This is a genomic window from Veillonella parvula DSM 2008 (assembly GCF_000024945.1).
Lineage (GTDB): Bacteria > Bacillota > Negativicutes > Veillonellales > Veillonellaceae > Veillonella > Veillonella parvula.
On sequence record NC_013520.1, the window covers coordinates 765,708 to 792,040 of the forward strand.

At 37.2% G+C, this 26,333-nt stretch carries 26 protein-coding genes; all 26 read left to right on the top strand.

The window, feature by feature from the left end:
* The first annotated feature begins 466 nt into the window (after nt 1–466).
* The 26 genes from VPAR_RS03205 (at nt 467) to VPAR_RS03325 (ending at nt 26,313) form a co-directional block, all read left to right on the top strand.
* Nucleotides 467–697: a FeoA family protein gene (locus VPAR_RS03205; RefSeq protein ID WP_012864145.1), complete on the top strand. Its 231-nt coding sequence runs from the start codon at nt 467–469 to the stop codon at nt 695–697.
* Between the two features lie 12 nt (nt 698–709).
* Nucleotides 710–3,079, top strand: coding sequence for a ferrous iron transport protein B (gene feoB / locus VPAR_RS03210; RefSeq protein WP_012864146.1), 2,370 nt, complete (start codon nt 710–712; stop codon nt 3,077–3,079).
* 230 nt (nt 3,080–3,309) lie between these two features.
* A complete protein-coding gene (locus tag VPAR_RS03215) occupies nt 3,310–3,516 on the top strand; it encodes a FeoB-associated Cys-rich membrane protein (protein WP_012864147.1) in 207 nt (68 codons plus the stop codon).
* Nucleotides 3,517–3,620: 104 nt separating this feature from the next.
* The gene (locus tag VPAR_RS03220; protein WP_005376730.1) at nt 3,621–3,881 is read left to right on the top strand and encodes a DUF6110 family protein; all 261 of its coding nucleotides are present in this window, start codon (nt 3,621–3,623) and stop codon (nt 3,879–3,881) included.
* 16 nt (nt 3,882–3,897) lie between these two features.
* Nucleotides 3,898–6,036, top strand: coding sequence for a heavy metal translocating P-type ATPase (locus VPAR_RS03225; protein WP_012864148.1), 2,139 nt, complete (start codon nt 3,898–3,900; stop codon nt 6,034–6,036).
* A 115-nt stretch (nt 6,037–6,151) separates the two neighbouring features.
* Entirely contained in the window at nt 6,152–6,556 is a 405-nt protein-coding gene (locus VPAR_RS03230) for a hypothetical protein (RefSeq protein WP_012864149.1), read from the top strand.
* Nucleotides 6,549–7,391: a hypothetical protein gene (locus VPAR_RS03235; RefSeq protein ID WP_012864150.1), complete on the top strand. Its 843-nt coding sequence runs from the start codon at nt 6,549–6,551 to the stop codon at nt 7,389–7,391. Before VPAR_RS03230 ends, VPAR_RS03235 begins: the two co-directional genes overlap by 8 nt.
* 49 nt (nt 7,392–7,440) lie before the next feature.
* A complete protein-coding gene (locus VPAR_RS03240) occupies nt 7,441–8,202 on the top strand; it encodes an ECF transporter S component (RefSeq protein WP_012864151.1) in 762 nt (253 codons plus the stop codon).
* 100 nt (nt 8,203–8,302) lie between these two features.
* Nucleotides 8,303–8,446: a six-cysteine ranthipeptide SCIFF gene (scfA, locus tag VPAR_RS09525; RefSeq protein WP_004693318.1), complete on the top strand. Its 144-nt coding sequence runs from the start codon at nt 8,303–8,305 to the stop codon at nt 8,444–8,446.
* Between the two features lie 166 nt (nt 8,447–8,612).
* The gene (gene scfB, locus VPAR_RS03245; protein WP_004693319.1) at nt 8,613–10,022 is read left to right on the top strand and encodes a thioether cross-link-forming SCIFF peptide maturase; all 1,410 of its coding nucleotides are present in this window, start codon (nt 8,613–8,615) and stop codon (nt 10,020–10,022) included.
* Nucleotides 10,023–10,057: 35 nt separating this feature from the next.
* Nucleotides 10,058–12,337 (top strand): carbamoyltransferase HypF, encoded by a 2,280-nt coding sequence (gene hypF / locus VPAR_RS03250; protein ID WP_012864152.1) that lies wholly within the window; start codon nt 10,058–10,060, stop codon nt 12,335–12,337.
* Nucleotides 12,338–12,570: 233 nt separating this feature from the next.
* Entirely contained in the window at nt 12,571–12,822 is a 252-nt protein-coding gene (locus tag VPAR_RS03255; RefSeq protein ID WP_012864153.1) for a HypC/HybG/HupF family hydrogenase formation chaperone, read from the top strand.
* Nucleotides 12,782–13,900, top strand: a complete 1,119-nt coding sequence (hypD, locus tag VPAR_RS03260; RefSeq protein ID WP_012864154.1) for a hydrogenase formation protein HypD — start codon at nt 12,782–12,784, stop codon at nt 13,898–13,900. The genes VPAR_RS03255 and hypD overlap by 41 nt, the downstream gene beginning before the upstream one ends.
* Before the next feature lies 1 nt (nt 13,901).
* Nucleotides 13,902–14,909, top strand: a complete 1,008-nt coding sequence (hypE, locus tag VPAR_RS03265) for a hydrogenase expression/formation protein HypE (protein ID WP_004697095.1) — start codon at nt 13,902–13,904, stop codon at nt 14,907–14,909.
* 261 nt (nt 14,910–15,170) lie between these two features.
* The gene (locus tag VPAR_RS03270; protein WP_004697051.1) at nt 15,171–15,617 is read left to right on the top strand and encodes a hypothetical protein; all 447 of its coding nucleotides are present in this window, start codon (nt 15,171–15,173) and stop codon (nt 15,615–15,617) included.
* Nucleotides 15,618–15,725: 108 nt separating this feature from the next.
* Nucleotides 15,726–16,838 (top strand): hypothetical protein, encoded by a 1,113-nt coding sequence (locus tag VPAR_RS03275; RefSeq protein ID WP_012864155.1) that lies wholly within the window; start codon nt 15,726–15,728, stop codon nt 16,836–16,838.
* A gap of 37 nt (nt 16,839–16,875) precedes the next feature.
* On the top strand, nt 16,876–18,429 hold the full coding sequence (locus VPAR_RS03280; protein ID WP_004697340.1) for an LPS-assembly protein LptD: 1,554 nt from the start codon (nt 16,876–16,878) through the stop codon (nt 18,427–18,429).
* A 13-nt stretch (nt 18,430–18,442) separates the two neighbouring features.
* On the top strand, nt 18,443–19,306 hold the full coding sequence (gene galU / locus VPAR_RS03285; protein WP_004693334.1) for a UTP--glucose-1-phosphate uridylyltransferase GalU: 864 nt from the start codon (nt 18,443–18,445) through the stop codon (nt 19,304–19,306).
* Nucleotides 19,307–19,479: 173 nt separating this feature from the next.
* Nucleotides 19,480–20,046: a hypothetical protein gene (locus tag VPAR_RS03290; RefSeq protein ID WP_012864156.1), complete on the top strand. Its 567-nt coding sequence runs from the start codon at nt 19,480–19,482 to the stop codon at nt 20,044–20,046.
* An 8-nt stretch (nt 20,047–20,054) separates the two neighbouring features.
* A complete protein-coding gene (locus VPAR_RS03295) occupies nt 20,055–20,567 on the top strand; it encodes a biotin transporter BioY (RefSeq protein ID WP_004693338.1) in 513 nt (170 codons plus the stop codon).
* Between the two features lie 62 nt (nt 20,568–20,629).
* Complete coding sequence (locus VPAR_RS03300) at nt 20,630–21,736, top strand: thiolase family protein (RefSeq protein ID WP_012864157.1); 1,107 nt, start codon at nt 20,630–20,632, stop codon at nt 21,734–21,736.
* 1 nt (nt 21,737) lies between these two features.
* Nucleotides 21,738–23,033: an AMP-binding protein gene (locus tag VPAR_RS03305; RefSeq protein WP_012864158.1), complete on the top strand. Its 1,296-nt coding sequence runs from the start codon at nt 21,738–21,740 to the stop codon at nt 23,031–23,033.
* Nucleotides 23,034–23,060: 27 nt separating this feature from the next.
* Nucleotides 23,061–24,059 carry a nucleoid-associated protein gene (locus VPAR_RS03310; RefSeq protein WP_012864159.1) on the top strand — a complete coding sequence of 333 codons (999 nt, stop codon included), beginning with the start codon at nt 23,061–23,063 and terminating at the stop codon, nt 24,057–24,059.
* Nucleotides 24,060–24,140: 81 nt separating this feature from the next.
* Entirely contained in the window at nt 24,141–24,632 is a 492-nt protein-coding gene (gene ybaK / locus VPAR_RS03315; protein ID WP_012864160.1) for a Cys-tRNA(Pro) deacylase, read from the top strand.
* A gap of 9 nt (nt 24,633–24,641) precedes the next feature.
* Nucleotides 24,642–25,367 (top strand): ribonuclease H1 domain-containing protein, encoded by a 726-nt coding sequence (locus tag VPAR_RS03320; protein ID WP_012864161.1) that lies wholly within the window; start codon nt 24,642–24,644, stop codon nt 25,365–25,367.
* Between the two features lie 22 nt (nt 25,368–25,389).
* Nucleotides 25,390–26,313: an NAD-dependent epimerase/dehydratase family protein gene (locus VPAR_RS03325; protein WP_012864162.1), complete on the top strand. Its 924-nt coding sequence runs from the start codon at nt 25,390–25,392 to the stop codon at nt 26,311–26,313.
* Nucleotides 26,314–26,333 lie beyond the last annotated feature (20 nt).

Genomic DNA, 26,333 nt, shown 5'->3' on the forward strand with positions numbered 1-26,333 from the left:
TGGAAGATTTATAGTCTTAATATATTCTAGACTCAAAAAAATATTATAGTACTTTCGAATATATTTTTTTGATAATATATAGAAAAATATTGATATAATTAAGTGAAATGAGAAATGAAAACATTAAAATAACTACATTTAAATTATTTATAAACTGTTAATTGAGAATGTGTTAGCATTTGTAAATGATAATCTTTGTAGTGTTTATTGATTACTGTATCTAAATATATAGCCATGAAATATTAAATTTCAGCTAGTATTCAGTATTTTATTAGATAATCATATAAATAATCTCATATTAAATATGATAATAAAATATAGATATGAGATAAAAATAAACCATAAAAATGATAATAATTGTTGAAATTAATGCTTGATTTGATATAATAATTTAAGATATTAATACGCATTATTATTTTGTGTGGTTAATATGAGGTTGTTAGGTACAATAATTAGGAGGTGTCGTATGGCTATCAAGAAATTGAAGGACATGAAGCCTGGTGAATCTGGCGTTATTAACGCTCTTCATGGCAGCGGTAATGTTAAGCACCGTTTGGTTGACATGGGTCTTGTACACGGTACGAAAATTCATGTCATGAAATTTGCTCCGTTGGGCGATCCGGTGGAAATCAAAGTAAAAAACTTTGAATTAGCACTTCGTAATAGCGAAGCGGACATGATTGATGTAGAGGTTTAATAGGAGGTTCACATGGCAGAAAATGGGCAAATTCGCATTGCCTTAGCAGGTAACCCTAACTGTGGTAAGACTACAATGTTTAACAATATCACAGGGGCGAAACAACACGTTGGTAACTATGCCGGTGTTACAGTAGAAAAAAAGGAAGGCTATACGAAATTTGATGGCCATGAGTTATTGTTTATTGACTTACCAGGTACATATAGCTTAACTGCACGTTCCTTGGATGAATTGGTAGCTCGTAATGTTATTGTAAATGATAATCCTGATGTTATCGTTAACGTACTTGATGCATCTAACTTAGAACGTAACTTATATTTAGCAGCACAATTAGTGGAACTTGAAAAGCCAATGGTTATCGCTTTAAATATGGCGGACGTTGCTGAAGATATGGGTATCAAATACGACCTAAAAAAAATGGCAGAAATGACAGGGGCTACAATTGTTAGCACAGTAGGTCGTACTAATATTGGTACAAAAGAGTTGCTAGAAGCAACAGTTAGTGTAGCTGCTTCTCAAAAAGCTCCTGGTGTAACAATTAACTATGGTGATTTGTTAGAAGGCAAAATTAGTGAACTTGTAGAAGAACTAAAACAAGCTGGTACTGTTACATATCCACTTCGTTGGGTTGCTGTTAAGTTGTTAGAAAAAGATGCGGACGTTATTGGCAAAGTTATGCGCTTTGAAAATACAGAAACTGTTATTGAAAAAGCGAAAGCGATTCGTGAAGAAATCAAAGATCAAGTCGATCTTGATGTAGTATTCCAAGAATATCGTCACCGCTTCGCAGTAGAAGTATATAATGCATGTTTAACACAGGCTCCTACACAATTAGAAACGCGTTCTGACCGTTATGATAAAATTTTGACTCACCGTATTCTTGGTTTGCCAATTTTTATGGTTGTAATGTGGTTACTATTTAACTTCGTAAATACTGTAGGTGCTATTCCTCAAACTTGGATTACAGATGGCTTTACTGCATTACAGGCATGGGTAGTAACAGTTATTCCAGAAGGTCAGTTACAATCACTTATTTCTGATGGTATCATCGCCGGTGTAGGTGCTGTATTATCCTTCGTACCATTAATTCTATTATTATTCCTTGGTATCTCTTTCTTGGAAGATACAGGGTATATGGCACGTGCAGCCTTCGTTATTGACCGTGTAATGCGCGCTTGTGGTTTACATGGTAAATCGTTTATTCCTTTATTATTAGGTTTTGGTTGTTCCGTACCATCCGTAATGGGTGCACGTATCCTTGATAACTACAAAGATCGTATGGTAACAATCTTAATTACTCCATTCATGAGTTGTTCTGCACGCTTACCTGTTTATACTTTGTTTGCTGCAGCATTTTTCCCTCCTGAATGGGCTGGTACTGTAGTATTTGGTGTGTATGCATTAGGTATTGTATTTGGTATCGTATTTGCTAAAATTTTCCGCAAATATTTATTTGCTGGCGAAGCAGAACCATTCGTAATGGAATTGCCTCCATATCATTTACCAACTTTAAAAGCTACATTAACTCATATGTTTGAACGTGGTATTATGTACCTTAAAAAAGCAGGTACTTTCATCCTTTCTGCTTCCATCCTCGTATGGTTCATCACAACATATCCAATGGATGTGGAATACTCCAAAGATTATGATGCATTGCATGATCAAGTAGCTCAAACATATGAAATGAAAGATGCTGAAACTTTGGCTCATTTTGGTATCACTACAGATGAACAAAAAGATCAAGTAAATGAAATTGTTGATAATATGAAATCTACTGTAGCAGATGCCACTACACAAGCAGAGGATGCTGGAGAAGATGCTCCTGAAATCGAAGTAGAAGATGATTCCGAAGCACCTGAATTGTTCAATGACATTAAAGAACAAAATGAACAATTATTCCCAGTAGCATGGTCTATGTACAAAAATAGCGTTAATTTAGATGATGAAAATCAAAAAATTGACCAAGAACAAAATTCTGAAAAATTGGAACAATCCTATGCTGCTATGTTCGGTAAAGCAATCAACCCAGTTCTTAAACCATTAGGCTTTGACTGGAAAATCGGTGTATCTCTTGTGGCTGGTTTAGCGGCTAAAGAAGTTGTTGTATCTACATTGGGTACAATTTATGCAGTAGGTGGCGATACACTTCACCCTCAAGCATTGACTGATTACTTACAAAATGATCCAGACTTTACACCATTGGTTGCATTAACATTAATGCTATTCATCTTGATTTACCCTCCATGTATCGCAGCGCTAGCAGTTATTAAACGCGAAACTGGTTCTTGGAAATGGATGCTATTCATGTTCTTCTATGAAAATGCTTTCGCATGGATTGCATGCTTTATTTTCTACAATATCGGTTTGGCACTAGGTTTCTAATTAAAGCGTAGCTAATCACTATGGTTTACATTCCTTAGATACCTAGAACTAAATTGTATTGACATAATGTGATTTAATTATAGAAAAAATTAAAATAATTCTTGCCAATTATCATTATTTATGGTTAAATGATAATGAGAAAAGGGAAATATCCAAATATATTGCTTTTAACTCATTTATCATATATCAATTTGTGAAAATTTGGTGGATATTGAGAAAGAGGTATAGTAATGGATAATCTTGTTATAGGACTCATAGTGATATTAGCATTGGCTTATCTTGGTACAAAAATTTATAAACAAGTGTCTGGTAAAGGTGGCTGCGGCTGTGGTAGCGGTGGCTCCAAGTCTGGCTCTAAAAAATCTTCTGGTTGCGGTGGTAACTGCAGCTGTGATGGTTCCAATAAGGCACTAGGCATTAAACGTACCGCTAAGTAAGCTAATACGAATTCTGAATTTGAAAGAGGGGTCTCTATAATAGGATCCTCTTTTCAAAATATAGTAAGTAAATTTTTATATATTTAGTAGAAAGGGATATTATCATGTTCAACTTCAACCAAAACAATCTTAAAAACGCTAACTTATTCGCAGCAGGTCTTGCATTGGGTACTGTAGGTCTTAAAGTGTTAACTTCCAAAGACGCAAAAAAAGTATATGCTGGTATCGTAGCAGCTGGTCTTCGCGCTAAAGAAACTGTATTAGAAACAGCTGAAAAAGTACAAGCATCCGCATCTGATGTATTGGCAGAAGCTCAAGAAATCAACGAAGCACGCAACGAAGAAATCTTTGAAGAAAACAAATAATTAGAGGATTGCACATATGTTACAATTTTCTGTAGTAAAAAAACTCAGAAATCGCTTGCATGTTAAGGTAACTGGTCATCACTTTACAGAGGCTGAAGCAGCTTATGTAGAGGATACATTACTCCTTAATGATGCAATTGTAGATGTAACCTTCTACACTCGTAGCAGTCAAATCGCCATTAAACATACTGGCGATGTTGATGCTGTGCGTGATGCAGTGTTAGGTCTACGCGATTTAGATTTGTCTGAAGCTCCAGCTTTGAACGAATACTCTCCACGCTTGGTAAATAAAAAATACCGTGAAATGATGATTAACCGCACAGCAGTTTACTTAGGTAAAAAAGCAGTGTTACCTGCACCAATTGCGGCTGCATGGGCATGGTTTGATGGGATTAAATTTATCGGTAAAGCGATTAAAACATTGTGGCAACGTAAGTTAACTGTAGAAGTACTTGATGGTGTAGCTATTGGTGCTGCATTACTTCAAAAAGATTATCCTACAGCTGGAGCCGTTATGTACCTATTGGGTATTGGTGATATCTTAGAAGAATGGACTCACCGTAAATCCGTATTGAATCTCGCTCAAAGCATGTCCTTGAACGTAGATAAAGTATGGGTATTGGTGGATGATATTGAGGTAAGCAAACCTGTTAACGAGGTTGTAGCTGGTGATCAAATTATCATTCGTCAAGGTGAAGTAATTCCATTGGATGGCACTGTAATCGATGGTGTTGTTCTTGTAAATGAAAGCTCCATGACTGGTGAACCAGAAGCAGTTCGTCGTGATAAAGATACTTCTGTTTATGCTGGTACTGTTGTTGAAGATGGTAAAGCTATTGTAGAAGTACGTAGCACATCTAAATCTTCTCGTTACGAAAAAATCGTTAACCTTATCGAAGAATCTGAACAAATGAAATCCGGTATGGAACAACAAGCATACCGCATGGCTGATAAATTAGTGCCTATTAGCTTTATCGGTGCTGGTTTAACATATTTGTTGACTCGAAATGTGATGAAAGCATTGTCTTTCGTTATGGTTGACTTCTCTTGTGCTCTAAAATTATCCATTCCATTGGCAGTACTTTCCGCTATGCAAGAAGCATCTAAACGCGGTATCACTGTTAAAGGTGGTAAGTTCTTAGAACAAATTGCACGAGCAGATATGATTGTGTTCGATAAAACTGGTACTCTTACAAAAGCAGAACCTGAGTTTGAACAAATCATTCCGTTCAACGGTCATGATGCAGATGAAATGTTGAAATTAGCTGCATGTATTGAGGAACATTTCCCTCACTCCATGGCAAAAGCAATTGTACGCGCTGCTAAGGATCATGCATTACCTCACAAGGAAATGCACTCTGACGTAGAATACGTTGTGGCTCATGGTATTGCATCTAAGGTTGGTCGCTATCGTGTACGCATTGGTAGTGCTCATTATATCTTTGATGATGAAAAAACAAAGATTCCTGCTGATGAACAAGAAAAATTCAATAATTTACCAAATACATCTTCACATATTTACCTCGCTATTGGTGGTACATTAGCAGCGGTTATTTGCATTAAAGACCCTGTACGTGAAGAGGCAAAACAAGTTATAGCTGATTTGCATGCATTAGGTATTAAAAAGGTTGTCATGATGACTGGTGACTCTAAGCGTAATGCACAACGTGTAGCTGATGAACTTGGTATTGATGAAGTGCATGCAGAAGTATTGCCAGAAGATAAAGCAAGTTATGTAAAACAAGCTAAAGCTGATGGCTATACTGTTATGATGGTAGGGGACGGTATCAATGACTCCCCGGCAATTTCTGAAGCTCATGTTGGTATCGCTATGAATGAAGGCGCTCCAATCGCTCAAAAGATTGCTAATGTTACTATTTCTTCCGACCATCTACAAGCTCTTGTAGATTTGCGCCGCATTTCTATTGCATTGATGAAACGTATCAAAGCAAATTACAATGGTATCGTTGGTTTCAATGGTGCTCTTGTAGGTGGTGGCGTACTCGGTATTATGCCGCCAAGCCAAACAGCATGGTTGCATAACCTATTCACATTGGGAATAGGGCTTGAAAGCATGACCCCATTGTTGAAAAAAGAAGAACAAAAGGAAACTGTTCCTACAATTGATGTAACAGCTGATTCTGTAGTAGCTTAATCAAAGAACCTCCATATAGGTATTGATTTACCTGTATGGAGGTTTTTCTTTTTTGATGACATTTATCTATGATTATTGTAAAATACAAGGAGATTACATATTGTAGGAGATTTATATGAACATTTTGATAGATATTTGTAAACGCTCCTTCTATTTGAATCTATTTATTGTGGTAATCCCCATTATTGCATATATGATTCATAATGGATCGAGTGCGACCGTAGCACTAGTATGGTATTTGTTGTTATCCTTATGTATGCCTTGGGCCTATTTATCATTTAAAAGCAGTACCTTTGATGATGGTAAATCTATAAGTCGCATTGCTTATGTAGTGAGTTGGGTTGTCGTTCATGGTATCAGCTATAAAGGTATTTTTTTAGGTGTTGATTTATCCATGTTGTGGGGATGGCCAACAGTAGGTCGTGATATAGCCTTTTTATTAGCTATGTATTTAAGTGTCACATTTAGCTTGCTTATAGCTTATGGCTTAACTCGATTAGTGGGAGACTGTAATGAATAAAAGTTTTTGGCTATTTACGTTAATTTGTTCACTTTTTGTAAGTGCTATTACAACAGTACTTTCATTAAGTGGGGCATTATCATTATTCATTTTAGTGTTTCCAGTTTTGTCGCTAGTCATACCAATTATGGTGCGACGACTAAAGAATGCCAAGTTTAACGATGATTTACCGCTAAGCATGGGGTATCATGCTTATAGTTGGGCTTGGTGGACGGTATTTTCGTTTCTTCATACACCATTTAGCTTTAATGTAGATAATGGATTAGCAAAAGCATTACTTTTATTTGTGGTGTATTTTATCGTTCAAGTTCTCATTGAGTTATGTGGTTTATTAGCTACGAAGTTTTTCAATCGTACTTATCGATGGGGTATGATTGATGAAGCATTAGATATAATTGCCTATACTATACCGATTCCGTTCTTGTATATTGGCTCAATCCTATATATAGATTTACAAGATCCGATGGTATATTTTATGTATGCATCATCCATGAATGTAAATATATTATTTGCTGAACTTGTATTATTATTAGTTTCTTTATTGGTCTTTGTATTCTATTTGTATCCAAGAGATTTAGCATATAAGGGTGTACGTTTGTTGCGTATCATTATTACTGCAGGCATATGGCTTGCTATGAACGCCCATATCTTGTATGGTGGTTATATTCCAGAATTTATATTATCTTTAGTTCCCACCGTTTTTCCAACGTACCAAGGTAATCCACTAGTGTTTGTAACTCCAACTTTATTAGAAGCTGGTATGACAGGTGGAGCAGTGATTATAGGTGCATTGGTAGAGCGTGGTATTATTTCACGACGCCGTGAACGTATTTAATTTCTAGTTTCGACTTATATCCGTAAGGAATGAGAGCGAAGGAGGATCTATGAACAACATTGAACGTCCATTGGATGATAACTCAACTGTATCAATCCACGACAATGAAAAACTGAAGCAAGTTGAACGTAAAGAGGCCAAGAAAGAGAAAAAAAGTGGCATTACGATTCGAGAATTGACAATTATTGGTCTACTAGCAGGTATCACTATTGCATTAGGGCTTTCTGGTTATGGTATTATTCCATTAGGGCCGCTAAATGTAACAACTTTACATGTACCAACTCTAATTGGTGCTATTGTAGAAGGACCAAAAGTGGGGGCCTTTGTTGGCTTTATCTTTGGTTGCTATAGTTTGTGGCAAAATATTACAGCTCCTAATATTTTATCCCCACTATTTATTAATCCAATCATTTCCGTATTACCGCGTATACTTTTCCCAGTATTAGCATATTTGGTATATCTATTATTGTGGAAAGCACCGCAAGGTCCGCGTATTATTGTTTCTGCTTTTATGGGGACTGTATTTCATACGATCATGGTTATGGGATTAATCTTCTTACTCTATGCAGATATGTTTGCTCTTAAAATGAATCTTAGTCCAGATCAAGTATTAGGCTCTATTGTATTCTTGTCTGTTACACATGGTATTCCAGAAGCAGTTTTTGCTGCTGTAATTGTAACACCGGTGGCAATGGCTTTACGAAAAGTATTGCGTAAGGATGCTCCTAAGAAAACTAAAGGTGAAGCTATGCGAGACGCAAAAGTTACAGACCATCAATTAGGAGAAACTGAAGTGGTAGAAACCAAATAAGCTGAAGTTGTAGACGAAAATATAACGAAATAGTATTTTACAGGCTTTTTATAAATATGATAAAATAAATATCATTCGATAAGTATTGAGGAGGATAATCATGGCTAAACGTATTCGTACTATCAACACTGAATCCTTACAAAAAACTGCTAAAACTGGCGGTTGTGGGGAATGTCAAACATCTTGCCAATCCGCTTGTAAAACAAGCTGCACAGTTGGTAACCAAGTTTGCAAACAAAAATAATGAAGAGGCTCGCTTAGCGGGCCTTTTTTATTTATGTTTTAAAGACATACATTGTATAGTATATCTTTATGACTCTTTTTATAACGTTTAGTGTGGAAATGTGGTACAATTATCTAGAAAGTTCTATATACTAGAGCTTTTACCATACAAATCAATTGGAGGTACCATGTTAGAATTAAAACCAATGATCCATAAGTTTCGGATGAAGGATAACTATTACTGCTTAGACGTAAATAGCGGTATTATCCATGTTATCGACGAACTCATCGATAGAGTTCTTGACATATATGATGGCACTAATCGCGATGCTGTACATGCTGCGTTAGATGCTAAAGAAGATGCAGTAGAACTAGATGAGATTATGGACGAGTTAGATGAGCTCATCAAAGCGGAGCAATTATTTGCACCGATGAGTAAAGAGTTTAAACTTGTAGTAGGTGAGAAACCTATTGTTAAGGCATTATGCTTAAATATTGCTCATGATTGTAATTTAGCATGCAAATATTGCTTTGCTAGTCAAGGTGATTACGGCGGTGTTAAACGAGAATTGATGAGCTTTGATGTAGCAAAACGAGCTGTGGACTTTCTTATTAAAATGAGTGGACCTCGCCAACATTGTGAAATTGACTTTTTCGGTGGTGAGCCATTGTTGAACTGGGATGTTGTTAAGCAAACGGTTGAATACATTGAATCCATTCAAGAAAAGCACAATAAGATATTTAAGCTTACATTGACTACGAATGGTATGCTTTTAACACAAGATAAAATCGACTATGTAAACAAACACAAGATGAGTTTAGTATTGTCGTTGGATGGTCGTGAATCCGTACATAATGCAATGCGTCCAGTAGCAGGTAGTGGTGCAGAGTCTTATAAATATATTGCTAAAAACCTTATCAATGCAGTAAAACAACGTCACGGTCTTGAATATTATGTACGTGGTACATATACTCATAAAAACTTAGACTTTACTAAAGACGTTATGGCAATGTCTGATCTTGGCTTTGAGCATTTGTCCATGGAGCCTGTTGTCGGTGAAGAAGGGGATTATGTGCTTCGTGAAGAAGATTGGCCAGCTCTAGAGAAAGAATATGAAAAATTAGCAGATATTTATTTACAACGCCAGTTAGAAGGCTGGGGTGAGAAGTTTAACTTCTTCCACTTCCGCATGGATTTATATCGTGGGCCATGTATGGCGAAACGCCTTCGCGGTTGTGGGGCAGGTCATGAATATATGGCAGTCGTACCTAATGGCGATATTTACCCATGTCACCAATTTGTAGGTAAAGATGGATACGTGCTTGGTAATGTGTATGATGGTTTACAAAATACAGAAATTCCTAAAGATTTCCGCAATACACATGTATTCTCCAAACCAACTTGTGCTGAATGTTGGGCGAAATTCTTCTGTTCCGGTGGTTGTCATGCTAACAACATTACATTGGGTGGCGATCTAGAAACACCTTATGAATTTGGTTGTCGTTTACAGAAGAAACGCATCGAATGTGCTATTATGATTCAAGCCGAATTAGAACAAGCTGGTATTGATGGAAGTATTCCTGTTGCATTAGGTTAATTACACTTGATTCTCCGAGTATAGTAGGAGTTTATATGAAACAAAATAGTAATCAAACTACAGAACGCTGGGGAATTCGCTATACCGGTATAGTTCAAGGGGTCGGATTCCGGCCCCTTGTTTCTATGTGTGCCCATTCTCTAGGTTTAACTGGTTTTGTATATAATGATAGCCGCGGTGTATATGTTGAAATACAAGGTCCTCTAGGAGCATTGCAACTATTTTTAGATGCTGTTCAAGCGGAGCAACCTCGTTTATGTCGCATTACAAGTCAAACTGTACAACATCTTACTGTAAAAGGTGATGAAATCGACTTTATAGTAGCGCCATCTCCATTAGGTGAATCCGTGAGTACCTTTATTAGCGCCGATACGGCGCCTTGTGATGACTGCATTAAAGAACTACAGCAGGATAAACGCAGACGTGACTATCCTTTCATCAATTGTACAAATTGTGGCCCACGATATACGATAATCAAATCTTTGCCCTATGATCGGGAGCGGACGACGATGAACGAGTTTCCCATGTGTGAAGATTGTAAGGCTGAATATGAAGATATAGAGGGGCGTCGCTATAGAGCGGAGCCAAACGCATGCTCTCGCTGCGGTCCTCAATATACATTGTATAAGCCAGATCGCAAGGCTGTGGATACAGTGAATATATGGAATACTACGCGGGAATTGATTAATGAAGGTAGTATTATCGCAATAAAAGGTGTAGGAGGATATCATCTTGTTTGCGATGCTAGAAATGACGCTGCTGTACAACGCTTACGTAAGCGGAAGAATAGGCCGCATAAACCATTAGCAATAATGGTGGGAACTCTAGATATGGCGATTGAGTTAGTACATATTAATGATGTAGAACTAGATATATTGACGGGGATGGAACGTCCTATTGTGTTATTAGAAAAAAATCATAATAGTTCTGTTCATTTAAGCTCTTATGTGGCTCCTGATAATCGCATGTTAGGGGTTATGTTACCTTATTCACCAATGCATGAGGTGTTATTACCTTTTGATGCGGCATGGATAATGACCAGTGGTAACAAAAGCGGTGATTCCGTATTATATAACGACGATCAAGCGTTTAATGAACTAGGTGAGGTAGCAGATTATTTCCTCGTTCATAATCGTGAAATCTATGCGCCCCTTGACGATTCAGTGGTAGTGGTCATCAATAATAAACCTCGATTTATTCGTCGCAGTCGTGGTTATGTGCCTGAACCTATTCATTGTGATGGTTTAGAACAAACTTCGATATTAGCTATGGGCAGTGATTTAAAAAATGCTTTTGCTATGAATAAAGGTAGTGAAGTTCTTGTAGGGCCCCATATTGGTGATTTAGAAAATATATCAACTCATGAAACACTAGAATGGACTATTAAACGATATAAGAGCTTATTTTCTGTGCAACCAGATAAAATTATCATAGATAGTCACCCCCAGTTTTTTTCTTCTCGGTTAGGTGAAAAAATAGGTGAAAGTTTCCATCTTTCTGTTGTACCTGTTCAGCATCATCATGCTCATATAGCGTCTGTTATGGCGGAACACAATTTAAGGGGGCTTGTACTAGGGATTGCTATGGATGGTACTGGCTATGGTCCAGATGGAACTATATGGGGGGGAGAATTTCTCCTTTGTAAAGGCAATCAATATCAGAGATTGGCACATATTCATGCAGCTCCATTACCTGGCGGAGAAAAGGCTGTTTCTGAACCCTGGCGACAAGCCTTATGGTATATTCGTAATTATTATGGCGATGATATCCCTTTTGTATATCAAGAATGGATGAAGGAACTTCCAAAGGGATGGGAAATTTTAGATAAAGCATTACAATCTAGAATGCCCATGATTCAAGCTACAAGCTGTGGGCGATTATTTGATACTGTAGGTGCTTTATTAGGTCTTGGTATGGTCCATAGTTATGATGCACAAATTGCCATTGCTTTAGAAACTCTATGTGGTGATGAAAAAGGATCATTACTTACTTACCATTATGATGGACATATTCTTGATTTTACACCTACAGTTCAATCTATTATGGATGGTGTTGTTCGTGGTGAATGTCGAGCTCATTTAGCCGCTTCATTTCATAAAACAATTGCAATAGCACTATGTGAAACGGCGGCAGACTTGATGGAGCGATATAATATTAGTGATGCGGCCATGTCTGGTGGTGTATTTCAAAATCGTAAATTATTAGAATTCATATATAGGACGTGGCATATAGGTAATTTATATATGAATGAAGCAGTTCCTTCTAATGATGGTGGACTTGCTTTAGGACAATTGTGGTTAGGAAATCAATTATAAATTGTCATGCAACTCTTATTCTTAGACAAATTTATTTAGTAATGTTTTGAATATTGTTTAATCCATATGAGTTGTATAGCCAGTTTAAGCTCTAGTTGTTTGTGGCCACTATCACTAAATAATGAGTGTAACTGTGATACAATAATATTAATTTTATTCATATATTTTGGAGATATTTTATTAAAGTAAATGTATATAAAACTTGTTATAAATGATATAGATAAGGAGATACTATGTGCTTAGCTGTACCAGCGCAATTGGTTGCTGTGAATGATGCTATTGGTACCGTTGAATTGACAGGTGCTACCCGTGACTGCAGTTTGCTCCTCGTACCAGATGCAAAGGTCGGGGATTGGTTGTTAGTTCATGCAGGTTTTGCTGTACAAATTGTTGATGAAGAAGAGGCTCAAAAAACATTAGAGGCCTTTAAGGAGTTAGAAGAACTTGAAGAAGCTTACTTTGCAGGAAAAGCAGCACACAGCTGATGCTTTGTTAAGGCGCATCAATGCGCTTCATAAGCCCGGTGAAACTGTACGGCTTATGGAGGTCTGTGGTACGCATACAGTATCGATTTTCCGAGAAGGTCTTCGTCAATTATTGCCATGTGGCATAGAACTTGTTAGTGGACCAGGATGTCCAGTATGTGTAACTGATCAAACTTATATGGATAAGGCTTTAGCCTATGCAGAATGTGAGGATGTTATTATTGCTACCTTTGGGGATATGTTAAAGGTTCCAGGTAGCTATAGTAGTCTCAATGAAGCTCAAACAAAAGGCGCTCATATCCATGTTATTTATACGCCTTTAGAGGTAATAGAACTTAGCAAAAAATATCCAGAAAAGAAAATAGTATTCTTAGCTATTGGCTTTGAAACAACTATTGCGATTATATGTGCTACTGTGAAAGCCGTTCACGCAGCAGGACTTAAGAATGTATTCTTTTTAGTATCTCATAAATTAGTGCCTCCAGCATTACGTGCATTATTAGATAAACAAGAAGGTCATATCGATGGATTTATTCTACCTGGTCATGTTAGCGTTATTATTGGTGAAGAACCATACCAATTTTTGCCCAAAGAATACGGTATCCCATCTTGTATCGCTGGTTTTGATGGCTTAGAAATATTATCTGCCATAGCTAATATTTTAGAGCAACGTAAGTCTGGTAATATTGTGGTGGGCAATACGTATCATTCTGTAGTTATGCAGAAGGGAAACCCTGTAGCCCAAGCTATGATCGAGGAAGTGTATGAAGTATGCGATGATGTATGGCGTGGTATTGGTGTTATTCCTAACTCTGGTTTAGCATTAAAGGGTGAATATGCAGCTTACGATGTAGAGCTTGTCCTACCTATTAACTTAGATAAACCATCCCTTGATCCTAAAGGCTGTCAATGTGGACGTGTTTTACAAGGCCTTATTAAACCTAGTGAATGTCTGTTATTTGGTAAAAGCTGTACCGCAGATCATCCAGTAGGTGCCTGTATGGTATCTGTAGAGGGTAGCTGTGCTGCATGGTATAAATATGGTTATTCTAGTGGTGGATCGACGTGGGAGGATTAATATGGAACGAGTTCGCTTAGTCCATGGTAATGGTGGACGATTTAGTCATGAGTTGACGGACCGTTTTATTTTGAAATATTTTACAAATGATTTATTGGCGCCCCTACACGATGGTGCCCAGTTTCCTGTTACAGCCGGGCGCATGGCCTTCTCTACAGATTCTTATGTGGTGCAACCTGCGTTCTTTCCTGGTGGTAATATTGGCAAGTTGGCTGTTTGTGGAACTGTGAATGATTTAGCCATGAATGGTGCGATACCTCAATATTTAAGTTGTGGTCTTATTTTAGAAGAAGGTTTGGCCTTTGAAGAGCTAGATGAAATTCTTCGCACTATGTCAGAAATGGCAAAAGCCGCAAATGTTCAAATTGTTACAGGTGATACAAAGGTCGTTAAAAAGGGCGAAGTAGATAAAATCTACATTAATACTGCTGGTATTGGTATGATTCCAGATGGAATAGATATTGGTCCACATCGCGTAAAAGCAGGGCTAGATATCATTTTGTCAGGTGCTATTGGAGATCACTCCATTGCCGTTATGGGGCAACGGTTTGGTTTAGATTTATCTGACTCCTTAACAACTGACTGTGCACCACTAAATAAGATGGTTCAAGCAGTATTAGATAAAGTAGGAACTCAAGTTGCTTTGTTGAGAGATCCCACTCGTGGTGGCCTAGGTACCGTTTTAAAAGAGATTGCTGATCAGAGTCAAGTAGGCATTAAGGTTGAAGAAACGGCTATACCAATTCATGAAGAGGTACAGTCAGTATGTAATATATTAGGGTATGACCCTTTATATTTAGCGAATGAAGGGAAAGTGGTTCTTATTGTAGAGCCATCTATTACGAACGAAGTCCTTAAGATTCTTCATAGCTTTAAAGAGGGCAGTGAAGCTGTTTTAATTGGTAAGACTATAGATAAAAATATTGGTAAGGTTGGTCTACAAACGGCTATTGGAGGTGTTCGTCTGATTGATTTATTAGGCGAAGATCAGGTTCCACGAATTTGTTAAATTTATAATTAATAAAAGTAATTAAACTATATCATTTTGTTAATCTTTTTATTTCAATTTTTGAGCTTTCTAGATGTAGCTTGTATTAGATGTTGACACGATTTATCGTTGATGGTAGCATTAAATTAAGTTGCGTAAAATTCATTAAGAATTCATCGAAAATCTATATTATGTTAGTATCTTTATGTGTAAGTTCTTATACTTTCACTAGAATCTATGTATAGAATTTGTTAAAATATAAGTATCTATAGGAGGCTTATTATGAAAAAGAAGATTATTACAGCTGTTCTAGGGATTTGTTTAACTACAACTGCATTTGGTGGTATCTTGACAACTCAAGCTGGTGGACTTAGCAGCATTCTTGGTGGTGCAGCTAAAATTGGTGGTATCGGCATTGTTGTTAACAAATTTGGTCCACAAATTGACTCTTTCCTAAATAAATTATTGAAACAAAATAACTTGAGTACTGAATATACAACTAAAGTAGTTCCTATTATCAGTATTGGTACAAAAGGTTATATCGGTGCGGCTCAAGTTACTGGGCCTGCTTCTAGCATTGAAGAAGTTAAAGCTGTTGCTCAAGTAGAAGGTAGCTTTAATGGTATGGTTCGTGTAAAAGGATTAGTTCCTGTTAATAGCACAAACCCAGTTGGTGCATCTCGTGTTCAAGGCGTAGGTGTATCTGCGATTATTGATTTGAAAATTTAATGGCCACTGAGCATATAAATTGATAGACTCAGGGAATAAGCACGGTCTTAGGCCCGTGCTTATTCTGTTGTATAACAGTTATACATTAGATACATTGTGGAGGAATTTATGAAGAAACAAGTACTTACACTTTTAATGGCATCCCTAATTTCAGGCACTGCATTTGCCGCTCCTGGTACAGTAACTGAAAAAACAAATGTTTTAGAAACTACTGTATATGGAGCCGTACAAGATGGTGCTGTTGTGGACCGCATTAATCAACTTGATGAAACCGTGTATGGTACTGGTTTCAATGGTAATTCCGCAACATTGAGTAAACGTGTTGACTCCCTCTACAATTCTGTAGAAGGCAGTGGTACTAATATTTCTTTGCGCGAAGAAATGGATGCATTGGAATATACATATCAAAATAGCATTAACGCAGGATCTCTTGTAGACCGTGTAGAAAAGATGGAACGTAGCGTTAATGGTCGCATTGGTAGCGGGTCCTTACAAAAACGTATTATTTCTTTGAAGACAAAGGTATATGGTAGCAATGTGGCTCTTACTAACCAAGTAGGTACATTGTCTGGTAATCAAGTGTTCAAAGTGACTCTAAATGAAGCGGTTTCTTCTAAAACTAGTCATGAAGGTGACACTATATCCTTTACTGTTGCAGAAAATGTAATGGATGGCAATGTCTTATTAGTACCTGCGGGCACTGTAGGTTCCGGAACAATTACTTCTTTGAAAAAGGCTCGTTCCTTTGGTCGTAATGGTGTGTTAGATATTACATTTGATACAATCCCAGCTATTGATGGTACAGAATTTACTGCTGTACAAGGTAAAGAGGCTAAGGATAAAACCCGTAGTGAAGTTAAAGCAGCAGGTGCATCTGTAGCGGGCGCAGTTCTACTCGGTCCTGTTGGGCTTGTAGGGGGCGCTTTCATCAAAGGTAAAAATATTGAGTACCCAGCTGGTGCTACTGTATATGTACAACCTCAAGATTCCGTAACAATTCAAGGTCTTGTTATTGGTGGCGATGGTTTAGCTCATAGTGATGATGAATTAGCTGATGCTGTAACTGTACCTAATACAACAGGTGAATCTGAAGAATATGTAGAAAATAATGATACTGATGAAAATGCAGCTGTAGCTGAAGATACTACAGCAGTTGAGGAGCCAGAAGAACCTATAGAAAATGTTTCTCAACCTATCGTTGTTGTAAAGCGTAATCAATAATTAACAAATTCTTAAAGTAATAGGAGTTCTAGTAACCATGAGGAAACGTAAAGTACAATGGCTGGCAGCGGCATGTGTTGTTTGTTTAGCACAACCTGTATGGGCCGCTACTGAGTCAACTATTGTATATCAAGATACATTGGATAGCGTAGGTCAATCCTATGCAGGAGAAATTTCTAAAGCATCTACACCTGAATATAGTAATATCCGTGTTGTACGTCGTGGTGAAAAAGCGAAATCTGCTGCTCCTGCTGAACAGTTGCCTACACGTATCGATGCTAATAAAATGTCTTATACTGGCTCTACAGGTGATGTATATGCTCAAGGCGATGTTGTGGTGTCTCAAGGCAATCAAACTTTGATGGCCCCCCGTATTGAAGGTAATACTAAAACCACAGAATATCGTACTGTTGGGGGCTATCGCTATTTGGAAGATGGCGGTAAAACAAAAGATATTACAGGTCAAAATATGACGTATCGCACTAGCGATCGTCACTTTGAGGCAGACCAAGCCATGGGATGGAGCGATCCCTATTATGTAAAGGGCAATAACGCCACTTTTGATGGACAAATAGGCCATATGGAAAAGGGCATGGTCACTACAAAACATGCAATGGCTTTTGTTCATACTCCAGATTATCGTGTGGAGGGTCAAGATATTCAGGTATATCCTGGTGATAAAGTCGTTATTAAAAAACCATCCTTTTATATTAAAAACTTTAAAGTATTATCCTTGCCATCTTATACGACTTCATTGCGTCATGACAAAGAAGGCAAATTTAGTATTTTTTCCTTAATACCAAAACCTACGTATAGTAACGATGATGGTATTGGCTTACATGGTAGTACAGAATATCCTATCGGTAAAAATGGTGAAGCTTATATTGACTATCGTTGGTATTCTAAATCTGGTTTTAAACCACAGGTGGGATATCGTCATTATTTACCTTGGGGGACTGCTTCTGTTGGTTATAGCAAGGAATCTAATGAATATAATGATGAAACAGTATGGGTAGAAAAAATCGGTGAAGCTCGTTTGGATACTCATACATATCATGTAGGAAATTCTCCAATTACTGTACGTGGTGGGGTTAATGCTGGTTATTGGAAAGAGGGCTCTGTAAAAGGTTCTCATAAAGAATATTATGCAGAGGTTTCTCATGATCCGATTAAGCTTGGTAAAAATGCTGATTTACGCTTCTTAGGTGGTTACCAACGTGACTACTATGGTTATGATGGTAGTATCCGTAGCATGCCTTATTGGGGTGCTAGATTCCAATCTAAAGTTGGTAATCGTGCTAATGTATGGGTTAGCTATAATCAACGAAATATAACCTACAATAATTCCCCTTATCGTTTTGACACGACAGAACTTCCAAAAGAGCTTATTTATGGCGGTACGTATAAATTGACTCGCCTAGATGATATTTCTGTAAGTGTTAAGAATAACATGATGAGTGGGGATATTGATTCTGTCTATTATACATGGCATCGTGATTTACACTCCTTCGATATGTACTTAACATATAAAGATGGACATAAAAATAAAAATGATCAATGGAAAATTAAATTTGTAGGTAAAGACTTTTAGTTAGGAGAATACTATGCAACGCATTAGAAAAGCTGTAATTCCAGCAGCTGGTTTTGGTACACGTTTCTTACCAGCTACCAAGGCACAACCAAAAGAAATGCTTCCTATTGTCGATACACCTGCTATCCAATACATTGTAAAAGAAGCTTTAGATTCTGGGATTGAAGAAATTCTAATTATTACAGGTCGTAATAAACGTGCTATTGAGGACCATTTTGATAGTAGTGTTGAATTAGAATTGTTATTACAAAGTCAAGGTAAAAATAAACCATTGGCTATGATCAAGGATTTGGCGGACATTAAAGTTCACTTTATTCGTCAAAAAGCACCTCGTGGACTTGGTGATGCTGTATTGTGTGCAAAAGCATTTATTGGTGATGAGCCATTTGCAGTGTTACTTGGTGATGATATTGTTTACAATCCAGAAAATCCATGCTTAAAACAGTTGATTGATTGCTATAATGAGCATCCTGGTATTATTTTAGGCGCTCAATTTGTACCGGAAGATAAAGTTAGTTCTTATGGTATTGTATCTGGTGAAGCATTGGCTGATAATTTATATCGCGTTGATAACTTGGTGGAAAAACCTAAGAAAGAGGATGCTCCATCTCGACTCGCTGTATTAGGTCGTTATATTTTAACACCAGATATTTTCAATATCTTAGAAGCTACTAAGCCTGGTGTAGGTAATGAAGTCCAATTAACTGATGCATTGGCAGCCTCTAAAACGGATACGTATGCATTAGCATATGAAGGTATTCGCTACGATACAGGGGATAAATTGGGCTATTTAAAAGCCACTGTTGAGTATGCATTGCGCAACGAAGAATTGGGTGAAAGCTTTAAAGCTTACCTAAAGGAATTGGATCTAAAATAGATAATCTATGAAACTTCCACGTGAGGGGCCTATGATATGTATCATAGGCTCTTTTTGTTTATAGTTTCAAACTCATTTGATATTTGTTAACATATGAACAATGCCTTTTGTTGACGAATGAAATAATGTTGATTATAATCAAGATATTGAATAAATAAAAGGACTGTGATTATATGAGAACATTATTTAAAGCATTATGTAATAATGATTTGAATCTACCAGGACACAGCGTTATTAAACATATGCATTATGATTCCTCAGGTAGTGATAGAACGGTATGTGAAATCGTATCGAAGGTGGCTAAAACCACCACAATTGGTATTATGGATCGCTCAGGCTTCTTGATGGTTGATTTACGACCAGTGCCAAAACAATTTAACATTCGTTCTACTATAAACCAACAGGGAACAGATGGTGCTATATCTTTCTCTAAGGAAGAGGTCATACGATTTGTAAATGATATTAATGATACGAATCCAATCCATCGTGAGAATCCTTATGTTGTTCCTGGCTGCATGATTTTAGAAACGATGTGGGATTTTTGGAATATTAGTAAATCTGCTCTGCAAATGGCGATTTATTTTCATGCACCAGTTATTGCAGATGACAAGGTAACTTTGGTGGAATATCCTGAAGATGCTCATGTAGAAGGTTATATTGGTGATACATTGGCATTTTCGGCTACGTTTTTCGGTGAAAATGAAGATTCATCATCTTTGAAACAAAGATGTATTAGTTAGAGGTAATTATGGAAACAAGACGTTTAACAAAAATGGCTTTATTAACAGCCTTATTATGTATTTCAGCATATATTTCTTTCCCATTGCCATTTAGTCCCGCTATGGTAACGGCTTTGACTTTGGTAGCCACATTAATCGGCTTATTGTTACAGCCTAAGGATGCACTTATCGTATTTATCATTTATATTTTGCTTGGTGCAGTTGGGTTACCAGTATTTGTTGGCGGTACGGCTGGTCTTGGCAAATTGTTGGGACCAACAGGTGGCTTTATTTTTTCTTGGCCAGTTGCCTATACATTACTAAGTATCTTTAAAGGTTCTAAAAAAAGCTTTTTCTCTTATGCCTGGCGATCTCTTGTGATTACCATTCCTGTAGTGTACCTCTTTGGTGTAGCAGGTTTTATGATTGTTACAAAAACAGAACTTTGGGCGGCCTTGCCTGTAGTCATGTTCCCATTTATTCCTGGAGATATCGTAAAATGTCTGGTTGCTTCTTGGTTAGCAACTAAAGTTAAAATTTAGAATACAATTAAAGTGGCATTCTGCGGGATGTCTCTTTTTTGCTTTTAATAGAAGGAGTATATATGTCAGTATATATTCATGGTGGGCTTAGAAGTCCTATCGGCGTTTTAAATGGACAATATAAACATATGAGACCCGAGATTTTGGGCTCTCAAGTAATTGATGAAATAATTAATCGTTATACTATTTCACATATAGATGGAATCTTCTGTGGTAATGCGGTTGGTACTGGTGGTAACCTTGGCCGTCTCATGGGGCTTATGTGTAATTTACCAAATTCTGTGCCTGCTATCACCGTTGATATGCAATGTGCCTCGGCATTAATGAGTATTGAGATGGCGTATACACATATTGTGTCAGGTGTTATGAATGCTGTCATTGCGGGTGGTATTGAAAGTTCTTCGTTACAGCCAGAGCGGGTGTATGCATCAGGGGATGATCGAAAAGGAACCTATAAGGTAGCTCAATTTACGCCCCAAAATCAATCTCTTTTAGCCATGCTCGAAGGGGCTGAGCGGACTATCCATAAACACAATGTAACAAAGGAGGATTTATATCCACATATTATTGGCAGTCATCAAAGAGCATCAGCTGCTTTAGATAACCCATATTTACAGTCATATATTATGCCTATTACTATAGATGGTAAAAGATGTATAGATGAATGTATTCGACCTACGATGAACGAGAAACTCTTGTCTAGGATGAAGCCTTTGTTGGGAGCTGACTCTATTACAAATGCAGGTAATGCGTGTTTAACTCATGATGGAGCGGCCTTTGTATATTTATCTAATAAAAAGGGTCCTTTTAAAATTCATAGCGTTAAACCTTGGGCAGGAAATCCTCAGTTTAGTCCGGAGGGCGCTCTTGAAAGTACAGAAGCCATTTTAAAACGTACAGGTTTAACTATGGATGATATTGATGTGGTGGAATGGAATGAAGCTTTTGCCATCATTGATGTTCTTTTTAACAAGGCGTACCCTAATCACATTAAAAAATATAACATGCTTGGAGGTGCCTTAGCTTATGGACATCCCTATGGATGTTCTGGTGCCATATTAGTGCTTCACTGTATGGCTGCTTTAGAATCTTGTGGTGGTCGTTATGGTTTATGTGCTATTGCTGGTGCAGGGGGCACAGGTACGGCTTTAATTATGGAACGCATGTAATATGACAATTATTGAACGCTTACAACAGCATAAAGATTTAGAGCCCCATAAAATGGCTTTAATCGTAGATGACATACAATATACATATGGTGAACTATATGATGCTATTCTATCGGTCGGTATTAATAATACAAGTCGCATTGTAAATCTTACTCAGTCTAAAAAGACATTAAATACTAAGATTCTTTTAATTCAGGAACTGTCGTTTGTTGAACAACTTACACAGTGGCTTGGGGCATTACATAAAGGTAATATTCCTATGGTATGTCACAATGAGATGGATACGGCTTATGTAGATGAGCTAGCTCGTATTATAGCCTATGAAGGTGTACCGCCATTAGCTGATTTTGGGGTACTTACATCGGGGACTACGGGACGACCAAAATCTTTGTGGAGACGAGAAATGTCTTGGCGCGATTTTTTTGATATTCAAAATGATATTTTTCATATAAACAAAGATACTAAAATCTTTTTACAGGGAAGCTTTAGTTTCACAGGTGTTAGCAATATGGTCATTGCCTCTTTATGGACTGGAGGGACCGTGGTTACAACGAGTTCCTTGCGTCCTAGTAGATGGATGCAGCTTATAGAGGAATACAATGTAGACCATATATATGCATTACCAACGAAACTACGATTATTGGTTCGACATTGTAAAAGTAAATTATCATCCATTAAATACATCATTGCAGGATCTCAAGCTCTGGATCGACAATTAATGGAACAGTTACAACATATATGCCCTGATATGGAGTTTATCTTGTACTATGGTGCATCAGAGCTTAACTATATAACGTATTGCACTGGTAAAGAATGGTTAGCGCGAGAAGGTACGGTAGGGAGACCATTTCCAACCGTGAAAATCGCAGAGAATGATAATGTCATTTATGTGACAACAAATTATCGTATTGAAGGAATTCCCAATACGTATACTGTAAATGATTGTGGATACATTGATAGTGACGGGTATCTTATGTTTAATGGGAGAGCAGGTGACGTAATCAATAAAGGGGGATATAAAATTTCTATCCCAGAGATGGAATTGTATTTACAATCTTTACAAGGGGTTTCCGAGGTTGCTATTATCGATATTGCTGATGAGATACGAGGGGAAGACTATGTAGTTTATATGGTGCTAGATGGTGAGGTTAGATTGAGTGAAGTTATAGAACTTATTCATAATAAAAGACCTCCTGTAGAGTGGCCAAAAGCTATAATAGAAGTTCCTATGTTACCCCTTACGGAATGCTCAAAAGTTGATAAACGAAAGTTAAAAGAGTGGTATAATAAAGGGTAAACATTTTTTGTACTACAAGGAGGCATCATGCAGATTAATAAGGCGGCGCTAGAGATTTTTGACTTTACATCCTCGTTAGCTGTATATTCTGAACATGAATTAAAGGTTGGGGATCAAGCTATACAAGATTATATTGCAAATCATGTAGTTAAGGCTTTCAAAGATCCAGGGGCTAGAACCGGAACCTTACATGATGCGAGTCCTGTAGGCAAACAATTAGTAGACTATAAAAATGGAGCGCTTAAGTTTATTGATTTATCTAAGAATTTAGGTGAAAGCTTGTTTACATATATGAAACAAGCTACTGATTCTGTTGTTATTGATACAATTATCTGTGAAGCCGTTACGGATACGCCTTATGTTTGTATTCTTTTGTGTCAAGCTCATGATGCTTTTACCCATCAATTATTCAGTGAAGATGATGGTACATTGGCTACAGAACTCGTTTCTCATAAGGCAGTACTACCTATGCCATCACAAAAATTACGGGCCTTTGCATCTATTAATCTCTCTAATTTTAGTGTTCGTATTTTTGAACCTAAAGGTGAATTTGATGGTGAGGTATCCTATATCCTAGCAGATAAGGTCTTGCAATTAGGGACTAATCAATCCTCGCGAGATACGGTGAGAAAGGTAAAGACTATCGTAGATAAGGTGGCTCAAGCTCATGAGTCTGATGGCGTTGTTGAGTTGACAACGGCTAAATCTATGATTGCTAAAAATGCAGAAGTATCAGATACCGTTGATCCTGTTCGTATTGTAGAAGAGGTATTTAAAGCGAATCCTATTCAACAAGAGGCGGCAAAGAAAGAATTAGCTGATGCGGATATGCTGCGTCCTTTGCCAGTAAATCGTGAGTTTGCCACGAAGGTTGGAGAGCATCATAAGATTAAAACAGATACAGGTATTGAGATTTCATTTCCTGTAGAATATATGAAAAATCGTGAGTTTATTGAGATAAAAACTAATGATGATGGTACTTTGCGTATTGAATTAAAAAATATTAATAAAATCGTAAATAAATAGTAATGAAAAATTATATTTGTCTATAGAAATATATTATGTAATGATTAAATTTATTTGCTATGCTAGTATATGGAGGTTATGATGAGTAAAGAGAAACATAAAAAAACAAACGCATTACGTATTTTAGATACTCATAAGATACCTTATAGTATTAGCGAATATGAGTGGTCTGAAGAGCGTGCTGCTGGCCTTCATGTAGTAGAAGCATTAAAACTCGATGAGAAACAAGTCTTTAAAACATTAGTTGGCAAAGGTGACAAAACTGGATATGTAGTATTCTGTATTCCTGTGGCTGAAGAGTTAGATATGAAACAGGCAGCACGTGTTAGTCATAATAAGTCTGTAGAGCTTGTTCATGTTAAGGATTTGTTAAGTATTACAGGTTATTTGCGCGGTGGATGTTCTCCAGTAGGCATGAAAAAAGCATTTCCTACCTATTTTGATGCTACTATGGAACCCCAAAAGTTTGTATATGTAAGCGTAGGTTTACGCGGGATGCAAATGAAGGTAAATCCAAAGGATTTGGCATCTGTCGTAAATGCTGAATTTGTTGAACTGACAATGGACCATTAAGGGGGACGTATGGCAAAAAAGTTTTATGCTGTTCGTCAGGGCCGTGTACCAGGAGTTTATACTACATGGTCTGACTGTGAGAAACAAGTAAAGGGCTATGGTGGTGCTATCTACAAATCATTTTCGACAGAAGTAGAAGCACGTGCTTTTGTAGAGAATTCAGGTTTGTCTTTAAGTGATTTTATGAGCGCTAAAAAGAGTGAACTTAAATTGCCACAAGAAGTGAAGTTTAAATCTATAAATTCTAGGCCTATAGTTTCTAGTTCTAGTATTCAAAGTAAAGTATCAGCAAGTGTTGTGAAACCAGATTTTACTACTCCAAACTATATGGTTGCGTATATCGATGGTAGTTATAATAAAGAGACCAATACTGTTGGGGCAGGTGGGGTTATCTTTTTGAATGGCAAGAGGAAAACTTTTTCTTTTTCCTCTACTGATAAACGATATACATCGTTTTGGAATGTAGCTGGCGAGTTGTTGGCTGCTATGCATGTTATGAAATATGCGGTTGATAGTGGGATTTCTGAATGTTCACTTTACTATGATTATATGGGCATAGAAATGTGGGCTACTAAGGGATGGAAACGTAATAATGAGCTAACCCAAGAGTACTCAGCATTTTATGATTCTATAAAAAATCGTGTGCGAGTTTACTTTCACAAGGTGGCTGCTCATACAGGCGATACATATAATGAAATGGCTGATGCACTAGCAAAACAAGGTGCAGGTATTTAAAGATGTTAGAAGGGAGGGCGCTATGAATATATGTGTTACTGGTGGGGCCGGATTTATTGGGTCCCATTTAGTTGATAGATTAATTGAATTAGGGCACGATGTACTCGTTATAGATGATTTATCTACAGGTATGCGCTCCTTTGTACATGAAGATGCTCGATTTATTGAGATGGATGTACGAGATCCAAAATTACTATCTGTATTTGAAGAGTTTAAGCCGGCTATCGTATTTCATGAAGCGGCACAAACAATGGTTCAATCCTCCATGGAGAACCCAAGTTATGACTGTGATGTAAATCTAATAGGGCTTATTAATGTTCTCGATGCTTGTCGTAAAGTGAAAGTTGAACAATTTTTAATGCCTTCATCAGCTGCTGTATATGGTGACTTGGCAGTATTGCCATTGACTGAAGACTTGAGTGGTATGCCTTCGTCTTTTTACGGCTTGACAAAGCTTACTGCAGAAGGTTATTTGCGTATTTATCATGAAGCTTTTGGATTAAATACAGTATGCTTTAGATATGCTAATGTATATGGACCACGTCAAGGTGATGGCGGTGAAGGTGGCGTTATCAGTATTTTCAACCGCTTGATTGTCGAAGGGCAACCATTAACTGTATTTGGTGATGGTGAGCAAACTAGAGATTTCATTTATGTAGATGATGTGGTAGATGCTAATATTAAGGCTATGGAGAATGGTCAATGCACAGGTATTTATAATGTATCTACCAATAAGGGAACATCTGTGAATGAGTTGATTACGCGATTCCGGGCTATTAGTGGGACAGATTTTATGGTTTATTATGAAAATGAACGTATAGGGGATATTAAACATTCGCGCTTAAGTAATGTGAAAGCTGAACGTGATTTTGGTTTTATTGCCACTACAACATTAGAAGCTGGTTTACAAAAGACATTGGAATATTTTAAAGCTCATCATAAGTAAGAAAAATAAGGTTTGGGGAT